This is a genomic window from Rheinheimera salexigens, assembly GCF_001752395.1.
In the GTDB taxonomy this organism is placed as follows: Bacteria; Pseudomonadota; Gammaproteobacteria; order Enterobacterales; family Alteromonadaceae; genus Alishewanella; species Alishewanella salexigens.
Window position 1 is genome coordinate 1992832 of the sequence record NZ_MKEK01000001.1, and the last position, 13641, is coordinate 2006472.

A 13641-nucleotide genomic window follows, 5' to 3' on the forward strand; every position below is an offset into this window, starting at 1 on the left:
ACAAATTGACATTTAACAATTTTAAACTTGTTAAATTAAACCTCATTGCTATATTGTTATATTGTTATGCTTAAAATAAAATAATGCAAACTTAAATATAGACGTAATTACTATCAGCATTATTTATACGTGATTTACACAACAAGGAATGATCCACTTATGAGCACAATAAAACAGTTGCCTTTAGCTGGCCTTAAAGTTATCGAATTTACCCATATGGTTATGGGGCCTGCTGCGGGTTTAATATTGGCTGACTTAGGCGCTGATGTTATTAAAATTGAGCCCTTAACTGGCGACAACACAAGACGCTTAAAAGGCTCAGGTGCTGGTTATTTCTCAATGTATAACCGCAATAAAAAAAGTCTGCGTTTAGATATAAAGTCTGATAAAGGCCTAGAGCTTGCGCTGTCTCTTATTGAAGGCGCGGATGTTGTGTTAGAAAATTTTCGTCCTGGAGCCATGGACAAATTAGGCTTAGGCTACAAAGACTTGTCTGCATTAAACCAAAAATTGATTTATTGTTCATTAAAAGGCTTTTTAAGCGGCCCGTATGCACATCGCACAGCGTTAGATGAAGTGACCCAAATGATGGGTGGTTTAGCTTATATGACCGGATTACCCGGCAAACCCATGCGCGCGGGCTCATCTGTTATTGATATAACCGGCGGTATGTTTGGCGCTATTGGCGTATTGGCGGCACTTGAAGAACGCCACAGAACCGGACGAGGCAAAATGGTAACCAGTTCGTTATACGAAACCACCGCCTTTATGGTAGGTCAACACATGGCCCAGCAAATGGTAACGGGTGAGGCTCCCCCGCCCATGTCTGTGCGCCGTTCTGCATGGGCAATATATGACATTTTTGATTGTGCAAATAACGAACAAGTGTTTTTGGGTGTAGTAAGTGATACCCAGTGGCGGGTGTTTTGTGAGGCCTTTGGATTTACCGAATTTGCCGCTGATAAATCTTTAGATGCTAACAATGGAAGAGTTGCCCAGCGAGATAAAATATTGCCTGAAATTATTCGCTTATTCTCCACTATGGAAAAGTCCGAACTTATGGCTAAACTGGAAAAGTCAGGCTTACCGTTTGCGCCTATAAATAAGCCGTCAGACTTGTTTGACGATCCACACCTAAACGCTGGCGGCTTAGTTAACGTTACATTACCGTGCGGTACCAAAACCAAACTGCCTGGATTACCCTTGGAAATGGATAATGAACGCTTTACTCTGCGAGAAGATATTCCAAGTGACCACGGTAATTCAATTGCTACATTGCAAAAAGCAGGTTTTGATCAAGCGCAAATAGATAAACTGATTGAGCTAGGTGTAGTGAGAGACTAAATTTTCAATTAGAAACCATAATTCACTCAGCCTGCAAATGTTGCAGGCATTCCGCTAAAGCGACACCCTAGGCCCGAAGATACCATCTAACAAACTCAGTCTCTGCCTGTTCTAAAGCTGATGACTGAGCTTGTACTAATTGCTATTTTACAGCAGTAGCCCTTAGCTAGGGCTTAATTCAACCAAGTATAAGTTTTAATATACTGCTGTTGAAATGCACTTATTTCGGCGCTCAATTTCAACGTCAACGCGATTGCATCAAGCCCGTGTATCAGCATTTCTTTTTGTTCGGGTTTAATTGAAAAATTAAAAATTTTACCAGGGCTTGCTGTTACTTTTTGATTTTCTAAATCGATGTTAATACGATTAGACTGTGGATCGGACGAAACAAAGTCTGCTAAAGCTGCAATTTCTTTTTCTGTCAGCACTAAGGGTAGCAGCCCGTTGCGTATGCAATTATTATAGAATATTGAACCAAATCCTTCAGCAATAATCGCTCTTATACCGTATTCTTTAAGCGCCCATACCGCATGCTCTCTAGACGAGCCACAGCCAAAATTAGCGCCTGATAGTAAAATGCTGGTGTTAGCATATTCAGGCTTATTGAGCACGAAGCTAGGGTTTATTTCTCGACTTCCCGGCAATGTATAGCGCCGATTAGCAAATAAACCATCACCCAGTCCCTGCTTGGAAACACGTTTCATTTCGCGCGAAGGAATAATTACATCAGTATCGATATTAGCTTGTAATAATGCGGCTGCTACGCCTATATGTTGGGTAAATTTATCCATTATAGGTAATCTCTTGGGTCGGCTAAATGCCCGGCAATTGCAGACGCGGCAACCGTTGCAGGGCTGGCTAAATGTGATCGCGTTTCAGGCCCTTGACGGCTTTCAAAATTGCGATTAGTGCTCGTTACCACTCTTTTTTGATAACCAAAGTTTTCACCACCGGCGTAAAAACACATAGAACAACCGGACTCGCGCCATTCAAAACCCGCTTCAATCAATATTTTATCAATGCCCTCTTGCTCAGCTTGCTTTTTCACTAAGGTTGAACCTGGTACACAAATGGCCTTAACGCCTGATGCCACTTTGCGCCCATTTAATATTTTTGCCGCTATTCTTAAATCACTAATACGGCTGTTTGTGCACGAACCAATAAAGGCAGCGTCAATGGCTAAATCACTTAGTCGCATATTAGGACTCACCTGCATATAGTCCATGGCACGAATATAGGATTGGTCTGGTAAGCCATTATCGTTTAGCCTAATTTCGGGCACTACACCGTTAACAGAGCAGGTATGCTCGGGGCTTGTTCCCCACGTAATAGTTGGGCCTATATCGGCACAGTCAATGGTGATGACTTTGTCGAATGTGGCTTGGCTGTCGGAATATAGTGTTTTCCAATACTCTACTGCACGCTCCCATTGTTCACCTTTAGGTGCATAGGGTCTATTGTGTAAATATGCTATGGCTTTTGCATCGGGCGCAATTAATCCCGAAAATGCGGAAAACTCCACCGCCATATTACACAGCGTTAATCTTGCCTCTATCTCTAAATTATCAATGGCTGGACCACAAAACTCAATCACGTAACCTGCGCCACCGGCAGCGCCATATTGTCCAATTAAATGTAGGATCATGTCTTTAGCTGATACGACATCCGCTAACTCTCCCACAAACTCGACTTTCATGGTTTTTGGTTTAGTAACACGTAAGGTTTTGGTCGCTAAGGCGTGTTCGGCTTCACTTGAGCCTATGCCCCATGCAAGGGCACCTAAAGCACCTTGTGAACAGGTATGACTGTCGGGACAAACCAAGGTACAGCCAGGTTGAACAATGCCTAACTCTGGCGAAATAACATGCACAATGCCTTGTTGTGGATCGTTGACATCAAATAATTTAATATTTGCCTCAGCACACGCTTCTCGTGTGGCAACAATAAAATCTTTGCCGCTGGGCATTAAGGTATTGTCGTTACGTCCTACAAATGTGTCTACTATATGATCCATAGTGCAGAATACTTGATCAGAATTAACAACTTTGCGGCCGTCTGCACTTAAGCTTTTAAGGGCAATGGAGCCGGTGCGTTCGTGTAAAAAAATTCTATCTATATACAACAGCGATGTATCACCTTCTAGATTTTTGACCACATGCTGTTGCCAAATTTTTTCAAATAATGTGTTAGCCATATTTTTTACCCACGATTATGAATTCTTTTCTATCTGTGTCGCCCAACAAGGTTGTACCGAGGTTCTATGGAGTAAGCCCGCTCCCCAATAGAATATATGAGGTACAAAGCCTCGAATACGCAAAATTTTTATTCCAAACCTAAGGCATTCGGATTAACACGGCCTTGTGGGTCGAGTACTTTTTTAAGCGCCTGCACTAGCTGATACGAATTAGGCTCTATGCCTTCTTTATATTGATAAGACTTGCCTATTTGCATGTGCACACCACCTATGTCTTTACATACTTTGCCAATTTCCGAGCGTAATAGTTGCACCGCGTTGCGCGCATCTAAGTTTTCATCAAAGCGCTTGAATTTAGCGATATGATCTGACTCAACATACTCCTTATGAATTTCGGTAATAGCATCGGGCCAAAAGAACACGGGCTCTATTATAAAACAGTTGGTTGAAACCACTGCGAATAAATGCCCTGTTCCTATACTGTACTTGTCAATCAAATCTTTATGCTTTTCAAAAACTTGACCTATGGCGACAAAGGCTTGCTTTGTTTTTGAGTGAGGAAATAAGCCATGAATGGGAACCCACCTTTCACCCTCAGGACCAAGCATATTATTCACCGGCCCAAACGGATTGGCGCGCGTAATTTTAGGAATGCTATTTTCTATTTCACGACCGTTGAAATTGCTGCCTATTTGGCGTATTTCGGCTAATCGGGCATCAACACCTGCAGGTATCCTGTCTTCAACAATAATCTGTACTGAATAGACCACGTTTTTCATATAACCGCGGCCCGCTAGAGCAACTTTAGCGCCGTCTTTAAGTGCACCTAAAACCGATCCTGATGATTTCATAACGCCCGCTAAGGCTTTTATATCTTTGCTCAAACTTTCTCGCTTCATGCGCTGCGCTTGTAAATAGGGATCAAATCCGAAACACTCCGCTGCTAAGCCCTTGCGCGATATTTCACTCATTGCGTCAATTGCGTCATCTGCGGTTTTAAAATCGAAGGCTAAATAGCCTTTCGCTGGCATTTCGGGAATTAATCTTAAAGTAGCATGAGCCTTAAAGCCTAACGCACCGGCATCGCACGTGAATAAACCGGTAAGGTCAGGCCCATAGTGTCTAAAAAATGGACTGCTATTAATTTGCGCGCCCGCACCCGTTTTCAGAACACTACCGTCGGCCAGCACAACTTCTAAGCCCACAACTGAATCGGCTGCAGTGCCGTGCTGTCCAGTTCCCCAAAACACCGAATTTTGAGACAGTCCGCCGCCAACCGTTGCAAAGGATCCTGACAACGTGCCCCAAAATGGTGTGCGTACTCCACTACCTTTTAATGCTTCATGTAACTTTTTCCAAGTACATCCACATTCTACGGTGACATACATGTCTTGTTTATTGACTTCTAAGATTTTATTCATCAAGCCCATGTCTATAATCAAGGTATCGTCTTTAGCCGGAACGTAACCACTGGTGTAAGACATACCGCCGCCCCTTGGCACAACGGTTAATGCATATTCTTGAGCCACTTTTAGTACTGCTGACAACTCGTCTTTACTCGTGGGCCTTGCTACCGCCAAGGCCATTTTATCTTTGGTAAAAACATCTTGTGCAAATAAGCTACGCGAGTGTTCGTCAATCAGTAAATTCGATGCACCTAGTACGTCTTTAAGAGCGTCGTAAACGATACTTATTTTATTTTGAGCGTGAGCAGGCATAATAACTTCCTATACATTTAGTAGATTAATTAAAATCATTAACTATAATGTATTATCAATAGACCTTTAAGTCACGGTTTAACTAACATTTAACATCTTTCAAATTGTGCATTTTGATAAATGTCAAAGTCTTTGAGAACAAATTAATGCTGGTTTGAACTAAACATTCCAAATTGTCTATAAAAAAGTGCTCTTTGTTAAAGGCTTCTGTTACATTGAACCATTTATTAAATATTATTCATCTTTTTGGAGTGTTTACTTTCCATGTCCCTAGACTCTCAATTTTCTTTTCTGACCGATACTACGCTTAGCGACTCGTCACCTACGCCGCTGTACTATCAACTTTACAAGTTACTGAAACAGAATATTTTAAACGGTACGCTTGACGATGGTATGCAGTTGCCAACTGAGCTTCAGCTTTCAAAAAAGTTTGATATTTCTAGGATCACGGCTAAACGCGCTTTAGACGAGCTTTCTGCCGAAGGATTAGTCGCGCGTAAACGCGCTAAAGGCACTCACGTTACGCATAAATATGAACCTAAACCCATTAAAGCACCACTTATTGGCATGCTCCAAGAGCTTGAATTTCTTGGTCAGCACTCACATGCTAAGCTTTTAGACACCGCTTTTACCCTTCCTCCTAAAGAAATTGCGGCAGAATTTAAGTTGAAGGACACAGAAACGCTATTGCAAATGAAAAGAGTAAGAAGCAGAGGCAAAGACAAAGAAATATTCGCTTATTATTCAAGTTGGAGTAAAGGCTTAGATAACCATATTGATAAAGATATGTTGGAAAGCACAACAAGACTACAAATTTTTGAAATGAACGGTATAGATATAAAACACGTGAAGCAAATGCTAAGCGCAGAAGCCGCAAGTGTTGAGATTGCAAAAGCGCTAGACGTTGAGCCGGGTTTCCCGCTATTGACTTTAATTAGGCGATCTTTTGATAACAATGGAAATTTAGTCGATTATTTACATGCTCGATATCATCCCGAACGTTTCCAATATTATATGGATTTAACACCCTAAAGCCAGTTGGTAAGTGTTTATAAATCGAGTTATTCATAAACTAGACTTCAACCGAAGTTAGAGTAATAAATAAGCGCTTAAATGCGCTTTTTTTTGTAAATATTACACTAGAGAATTTAAATTGGTTTAACGGCATAACCCTTGTACTCAACAATACCCTTCTTAGCTTGTGTGTGTATACCTGCGCCACTAAATTACCCACAGATAGATACAAACTACCACCTTTCTCATTTTCTTCATCAAAAAACACCTTAAAGCAGAATATTCAAATCATTACTACATAAGTTCAACGAAGCAGTTGACACTTATAGCTTTATAGTTATATTGATATAACTTTAATAAATGCAAGTCAGGGCTCAGCATTTAATAGTTCTTGGTAGCAAGTGATTAAGTCTAGGTTACCAAATATATTATTTAACCCTATTTATCATATAGATGAGGTTTAAAAGATGCTTAAAACTATTGTGGTGGTGACAATTTTATCTTCCAATGCTGAACATTCTGAATCAGTGTACACGCAGCATCTAGCGTATAAAACGGTAGAGAAAGGTATTGTTTCAGAAGTCCTCGCCGCCAGTTGGGGGGCAAAAAATGCTGCAGGCGCTCCCTATGTCGTTATGCAGCCCGAAAGTGGAAAGCCTGTATTTATAAGGTTCATTGAACAGCCTAACGCAGCTAATTATATGCCAATGCGGCAATTAGGCTGGAGCGCGACTGAAATATTAGTCGAGAACCCTGATGAGTTGGCTGAAAAACTACGAAATACTGAATTCAATATTATTGGCGAACCCGCGTTTCTCACTGAAAAGAAAAATGTTAAAGCGTTTCAGGCGCTTGGTCCTGATAAAGAACTACTTTACTTTACTCGCATACTCGACCCCGCTAAATCGAACTTTGACCTTGGCATGGCCACAAGCTATGTAGATAACGTTTTTATAATGGTTGCTGGCACCCGAGATTTAGCGGCAACTTCAGCGTTCTATCAAGAACAGCTGGGGAATAAAGTGGCAGGCCCCTACCCTTATCAAATTGACGTATTGTCACAGGCCTACAATGCGCCTGTTGCGACTACTTATAATATTTCATTAGCTCAAATGCCTTCACAGTTCTTACTAGAACTTGATCAATATCCATTAGAAGCGGCCGCTATCAACAAGCCCCACCAAGGATTACCCGCAGGTGTGGCTTTAGTGAGCTTTGAATATGACAATTTAGCGACAGCAAATTACGCGTTTATTAACCCACCGAGCGCAAAAACCGAAGCCCCTTATTATGGTCGCATCACCGCCACCATTGAAGGACCCAACGGCGAATTAATTGAACTGATAAACACCCAACATCAAGGAAAAATACAATGAGTGCATATGAAATAACGTTACTGATCCATATTATTTTGTTTTGTTACTGGCTGGGTGGTGACGTAGGCGTGTTTTATTCTAGTAAATTTGTCGTTGACCCAAACCGTAGTCAGTCAGGCCGTTTAACGGCCGCTAAAATAATGCTTGATTGTGATTTATTACCGCGTATTTGCATGAGTTTAACGCTTACCGTAGCTGGGCTCCTAAGCTATCAAATGGGCATACAGTATGAGCCGTGGTTACTCGCCATCATTATTCTGCTAGGTCCATTATGGCTTACAATGGTGCTTACCTTACACTTTGCTCACAATGCTAAGTTCATCCCTACCTTAACCCGTATCGACTTATATTTTCGCTGGGCGCTTATTGCCATTATTATTGGCTCCTGCATTTTTGCCTACAGCAACGGACAGCTAACACAAGCGCCTTGGCTAATCGTTAAACTGCTTGGTTTTGCGTTTATGGTGTTTTGCGGCCTAATGATCCGCCTTAATATGGGTGGCTTTATCAATACCTATACAAAACTACTTAGCAACACCCACACCGATGAAGATAATCAAGCCATGATTAGCAGCCTAAATAGAATGCGCCCTTGGGTGGTGACTATTTGGCTTGTTCTGATAATTGAAGCTGGCGTTGGCATTGCAAAGCCAATGTTTTAATCAAGAAAGGAGATAGTCATGCCCATTAGTCTTTCCCGCGCGACTTTTTTTTGTAAGGATATAACGGCTTCATTAAAGCTGTATCAAGACCGGCTTGGTTTGATAACCGTCGATGATAAAACAATTGCAGGCCCAGGTGCAGGCGCCCTACTGGGGCTTGGTAGCTGTAAACTGCGATTTGTTTTGTTAGCTGCTGAGCCTAATGGTCAACCGCTTGTTGCATTAATAGCTATTAGTGAGACTGACATTCCAACCATGCCAAAGCCGCCCACCGGCATTGCGCTAGGACAATCTGCGACTGTTTTTCAAACCACTCATTTTGACCGACTGCGCAGCCAGTTAGAAAACGACGGCGTAACGTTCTTATGCCCACCAGTTGAGTATCCAAAGCCTACTGCCTCACCCGGCTCACCAGCAGGACTTTATAAAGAAATGATTTTTTTCGATCCTGACAACAACCTTATTAGTGTGCTGCAAATTATTGCAAATTAATAATCAACGACTTAATCATTGTGGAGCTATAGCTATGCAAAATTCAGATATACAAGCACCTTTTGCCATTGTGGGTAAAATTCATTACACCAGCTTAAAAGAGGGCCGTGAGCAACAAGAGCGAGGCCGTGAAGCATTCCGTATTGATATTCAAAGCAATGGGTCACGCACAATATCTGCCCATGGCGAAATTGATGATGCGCCGGCCATAACCCGTGATGTTTTTTCAGGTTTGAATGCAGACCTAACGCCTCAAGACTGTTTTGTTAGAATTTCAGTGGGTCATGAGTTTAAAGGCTCGGCATGGTTTACCTTTGACGATGATAGTTGCGAGTGTGAGGCCTTAACCTCGATAGAAGGCCGTTTAAGCCAAAAGATAAAACTAGCCAAAAAAGCACCTGCTTTTGGTAATCACGCCATGGTCAACGACGGCTTACTAATGAGTCAATACGATCTATCCAAAGGGCCCGGCACGCAAGTGATTAAAGGCTTACCCCTTTCGTCACCCGATCATAGAGGCGCCACGGGCCCAATGCTGTTTGTAGTAGATGTGGCTATTGAATATGTTGGCAAAGAAACGCTCAGCGTTACCGCTGGTACCTTTGAGGCCTTACATTTCAAAATAGTGGATGTACCAGGCTTACCCCTAGAACACCCTGAATATCATATTTGGTGTACCGCAGACGGACACTATATTTTACTTAAAGCGACGGTGGGCGGTTACATGCAAACCCATTATGAACTTACTGAGTTGTCGTTTGTACCCGTGGGAAGAAGCGCATCATGATTAGTGTGCTGTTAGTCGCCCACATTGCGGTGCTCGGCTACTGGCTGGGTTCTGAGCTTGTAATAAACAATACCTTTCGCTATGTGTCTTGGTCGCAAGGAATGCCTTTTAACGAGCGTAATCGACTTATGGTCCACTTAATGAATGTGGATCAGCATGTTAGATATGCCCTTGTGCTGCAATTAGGCTTGGGGTTTGCGCTTGGTGCTTTATACGGTTTTATTCCTGGCGGCGAAACTACCGCTTGGGCATTTTTAGCATTTATGCTCGCATGGCTGGTTTTCGTTGAAGTAATACATCATGTGCGGTTTAGCCCTGTTGGCACTACTTTGGCACTTATTGACAGGGTATCTCGCTATGTTCTTATACTGATCTTGCTTGGTACAGGAATTTATAATTTAGTGAGCGCAACCGCAATGCCAAGCTGGCTTTCTTGGAAGCTAATCTGCTTTGCAGGTGTGGTATCTAGCGGCGTTGGTATTCGTATCGCGCTTATTAAGTACTTTGCAATTTGGCAAAATATTGAACAAGAAGGTTCAACGCCCAGCAATGAAAAAGCACTTAAATCGTCGTATGTAAAAGCAACTTCGGTATTAGTCGTACTCTGGGTATTTATTTCACTCATTGTCTACCTAAGTGTTTTCAAGCCAGTTTAACCAGAAGGTGCAACGCTCTATGACGCTGAGTAACGAAACTACACCTGAAGATTTGGCAGCATTAAAACAAAGTGCGAAAGGCGCCACGTTTTTAACAGACCAAGCTTCTAGAGAATTGCACTCTACTGACTTATTTCGTAAAGGAAAATTATGCACTGCAGTTGCAGTGCCAAACAATGAAGCGCAAGTGAGCGCAATTGTGGCATGCGCAACCTCGCTTGGATTTCATGTTATTCCTAGGGGAGCTGGGTTGACCTATGTAGAAGGTTACACACCCACAGTCGAAAAATCGCTGGTGATTGATCTAAGCCAGCTAAATAACATTTTAGAAATTAACCCACAAGACATGTATATACGCGTTCAAGCAGGCGTAACATGGAAACAAATTTATGTAGCTTTACAACCACTTGGACTTAGACTGCCCTTTTTAGGCACTTTTTCGGGTGCGCGTGCAACCGTGGGTGGCGGGCTTTCAAACGGCGCGCTGTTTTTTGGCAGTGCTCGCTATGGCACCGCCGCAGAAATTGTGCTCAACATAGACGCGGTAAAAGCTAATGGTGACATATTGCGCACCGGTCAGCGTTCTGTAATTAATGCTACATCACCGGCCTATCGTACTTTTGGGCCTGATTTAACGGGTATTTTAGTGCATGATTCTGGCAGTTTTGCCATTAAAACTGCCATGACCTTAAAACTTATAAAAGCTCCACAGCATTATGGCTACGCCTCTTTTGGTTTTAAAGATGTTGAAAACGCGATTGCCGCACTTTCAGAAATTGGCCGCTGTGAATTGGTTGAAGAAGCCTATGTTATGGACCCACAAAAAACCAAGGAATCGTTGTCTGCAAGTAACTTCACTGCCGATGTCAGCACTTTTTTCAGGGTCATCAAGCAAGAGCGCAATCCCTTTAAAGGGATAAAAGCAGGCATTAATTTAGCCATTAGCGGCAAACGCTTTGTCGGTGATGGCATTCACTCGCTACATGTAGTCTGTTCAGCACATTGTGCGGCCGCGCTAGAGCATGACTTACAGCGCTGTAGAGAAATCGCCAACGGCTTGCAAGGTGTCGATTTACCCGATTCAATACCCCGCGCCGCTAGAGCTAATTTGTTTCCACCGCTAGATTCAATTGTAGGGCCGCAAGGTGAACGCTGGGTTGCACTAAATGCCAAGGTTGCGCATTCTCAAGCCATTGCCCTGTATAACCGCGCTGAGTCAATACTCGATAAATACAAGCCAGACTTTGCACGCTGTGGTGTAGATGCATCAAGATTGCTGATAATTTTATCCAATTTTAGTTTCAGCTATGAGCCGGTGTTTAGTTGGAAAGATACCTGGCTTCCCATGCATCACACCTCACCCGCGATTAAAAAAAACAAAATACCCGAACCAAAGGAAAATTTAGCAGCGCGCCAATTAGTTGAAAAAGTGCGCGCAGAGCTGATTAATTTATTTAATGATATGGGCGCTGCGTCTAATCAAATAGGTAAAACCTATCCTTATATTAGCGCCCTTCATCCGGAATCAGTCACGTTGCTCAAAGATATCAAAAAATCATTAGATCCCAACAATTTGATTAACCCTGGCGTACTGGGTTTATAAAGCACATACAACGAGGAATACAGAGTGATGAAAAAGTTTGTAAACGTTAATGGCAAAACGGTCAGTTATCATGCATGGGGTAACACGGGACCTGTCATTCTTGCACTGCACGGTTCGCCGCAATCTGCTAGAGCCGTGGCACACGTATGCGAAGTGCTCGCAGAAAAAGGCTTTATTGTCATCGCCCCAGACACGCCCGGAAACGGCTTGTCTGATCCCTTACCAAACTCTGAAAAAACCACCATCGTGGACTACGCATCTGCGCTACATAGTTTTGTAGCCGCCCTCGGCATAAAAAGCCACGGCATTTACGGTTTTCATACAGGCGCAGCAATTGCCTGTACTTATGCTGCCCTATATCCCAACCAAACAAACAGTATCTTTTTTGATGGCTTGCCTAATTGGTCAGCTGATGAGCGCGAAAGTCTAATTGGCTACCTAGCTAGTTTTGAACCTGTTTGGGATGGCTCGCATATGACTTGGCTGTGGGCACGGATGGAAGAGCAAACTGTGTTTTTTCCTTGGCATCGTGCCAGTTCGCACTACAGAATGGATTATAACGTTTCTCCAGCACAAGGCTGTCATGCCAATGTAATGGATTTGCTGAAATCAAAAAATAATTACATTCAGCCTTATACCGAGGCGCTAAAGTTTAATCCCGGCAACTGGATTGGCCTGCTCAAAAGCCCTTATATATGCGCAGCGAGTTTTGAGGATGTGTTAACAGAGCATCTTAGTCGGCCAGGACTTGACCACGTAACGCCCTACATTTATCAAACTCGTGAAGAAATGTACGAGACCGCTAGCCGGTTATTTGATGAAAACAAAACCGATAACGTTACGCTTAAAGCACAAGCGGATCTCCCTTGCGGTTTTGTTGAATTTGAAAAAGGCCAAGTATACTGGCAAGGTAATCCTTGGCAAAAGTCTGACTCACCAACCTTAGTTTTTCTGCATGGTTCGGGTGATTCAAGCAACATTTATAACCGACTGTCAAAAGCAATGAAACTGTACACCAACACGCTAAGCTTTGACCTACCCGGCCACGGTTATTCTAACGATTGTAGTAGCCTGAGTGGACACACAATTAGCTCGCTTGCAAAATGCTATCATGCAGCTTGTGCGGCGCTAGGTGTGAGTAATTATGTAGTAGTTGGCGAGCGCCTTGGCGGATTAATTGCCAATGAAATGCTTAAGCAAAAGTATTGCCAGCAAGCTATGTGTATAGATATTCAACAAAAACTTAGCAAGCAGGACTGGCAAGATCTTGCGTCATTCGATTGCGAGTTAGCACCGCAATGGGATGGGTCTCATCTTGTTAGAGCATGGAGAATTGCACGTTGGGAGACACTCTTTACGCCTTGGTTTAAAAGAGACAGAGCGCATGCTCGCGAAATAATTGGGGCACAGTTAGAGCCTAACGACATTCAAAAACGAGCAGAGACGTTACTGATGGCAAAAGATGAATGGCTTACATCACTAACCTTAGAGTCTGAGACGGAAATATCCGATATTAACGCGCCCCATATTAGGCAGTATTCAACATCGTTTCAAAGCGCCGCAGCTTCAACTGAGTTACGTAAAATTTCATCGTCCAAAGACGATTGGTTTATAACGCTTTATGAACAATTTGTTTTATAGCAACGAGTCCATAAACACTGTCTATTTCACTTTATTGTCTACTGCCAAAGCTGCAACGCCTTGTTAGTAGACATTTCACCAAGCAAGTATGAATTTGACTCAACTCAAACTCATTACACTGACAATTATCAATGCTGAAATACTCGATTTGCTT

The 13641-nt window shown here is 42.7% G+C and carries 12 protein-coding genes; 9 read left to right on the forward strand and 3 right to left on the reverse strand.

The features are described 5' to 3' along the window. Positions 1 to 159 precede the first annotated feature (159 nt). Positions 160 to 1344 carry a CaiB/BaiF CoA transferase family protein gene (locus BI198_RS09110; protein ID WP_070049270.1) on the forward strand — a complete coding sequence of 395 codons (1185 nt, stop codon included), beginning with the start codon at positions 160 to 162 and terminating at the stop codon, positions 1342 to 1344. Between the two features lie 173 nt (positions 1345 to 1517). Here the strand turns inward: BI198_RS09110 and leuD are convergent, their stop codons facing one another. From leuD to BI198_RS09125, 3 genes are all read right to left on the reverse strand, one after another. Beyond that, complete coding sequence (gene leuD / locus BI198_RS09115) at positions 1518 to 2135, reverse strand: 3-isopropylmalate dehydratase small subunit (RefSeq protein ID WP_070049271.1); 618 nt, start codon at positions 2133 to 2135, stop codon at positions 1518 to 1520. Next, positions 2135 to 3538: a 3-isopropylmalate dehydratase large subunit gene (gene leuC / locus BI198_RS09120; RefSeq protein ID WP_070049272.1), complete on the reverse strand. Its 1404-nt coding sequence runs from the start codon at positions 3536 to 3538 to the stop codon at positions 2135 to 2137. The genes leuD and leuC overlap by 1 nt, the downstream gene beginning before the upstream one ends. Before the next feature lie 128 nt (positions 3539 to 3666). Continuing rightward, entirely contained in the window at positions 3667 to 5256 is a 1590-nt protein-coding gene (locus BI198_RS09125; protein ID WP_070049273.1) for an FAD-binding oxidoreductase, read from the reverse strand. A 264-nt stretch (positions 5257 to 5520) separates the two neighbouring features. Between BI198_RS09125 and BI198_RS09130 the strand changes: the two genes are divergently transcribed. The 8 genes from BI198_RS09130 to BI198_RS09165 all read left to right on the forward strand — a co-directional run bounded on the left by BI198_RS09130 (position 5521) and on the right by BI198_RS09165 (position 13487). Continuing rightward, positions 5521 to 6288 (forward strand): GntR family transcriptional regulator, encoded by a 768-nt coding sequence (locus BI198_RS09130; protein ID WP_070049274.1) that lies wholly within the window; start codon positions 5521 to 5523, stop codon positions 6286 to 6288. Between the two features lie 449 nt (positions 6289 to 6737). Next, a complete protein-coding gene (locus tag BI198_RS09135; RefSeq protein ID WP_070049275.1) occupies positions 6738 to 7646 on the forward strand; it encodes a VOC family protein in 909 nt (302 codons plus the stop codon). Then, positions 7643 to 8308, forward strand: a complete 666-nt coding sequence (locus BI198_RS09140; RefSeq protein WP_070049276.1) for a hypothetical protein — start codon at positions 7643 to 7645, stop codon at positions 8306 to 8308. The genes BI198_RS09135 and BI198_RS09140 overlap by 4 nt, the downstream gene beginning before the upstream one ends. A gap of 18 nt (positions 8309 to 8326) precedes the next feature. Then, a complete protein-coding gene (locus tag BI198_RS09145; protein ID WP_070049277.1) occupies positions 8327 to 8800 on the forward strand; it encodes a VOC family protein in 474 nt (157 codons plus the stop codon). A gap of 34 nt (positions 8801 to 8834) precedes the next feature. Further along, a complete protein-coding gene (locus BI198_RS09150; protein ID WP_070049278.1) occupies positions 8835 to 9587 on the forward strand; it encodes a DUF3108 domain-containing protein in 753 nt (250 codons plus the stop codon). Next, positions 9584 to 10243 (forward strand): hypothetical protein, encoded by a 660-nt coding sequence (locus tag BI198_RS09155; RefSeq protein ID WP_070049279.1) that lies wholly within the window; start codon positions 9584 to 9586, stop codon positions 10241 to 10243. The genes BI198_RS09150 and BI198_RS09155 overlap by 4 nt, the downstream gene beginning before the upstream one ends. Positions 10244 to 10262: 19 nt before the next feature. After that, positions 10263 to 11846 (forward strand): FAD-binding oxidoreductase, encoded by a 1584-nt coding sequence (locus tag BI198_RS09160; RefSeq protein WP_070049280.1) that lies wholly within the window; start codon positions 10263 to 10265, stop codon positions 11844 to 11846. Between the two features lie 27 nt (positions 11847 to 11873). Further along, positions 11874 to 13487: an alpha/beta fold hydrolase gene (locus tag BI198_RS09165; protein ID WP_070049281.1), complete on the forward strand. Its 1614-nt coding sequence runs from the start codon at positions 11874 to 11876 to the stop codon at positions 13485 to 13487. Positions 13488 to 13641 lie beyond the last annotated feature (154 nt).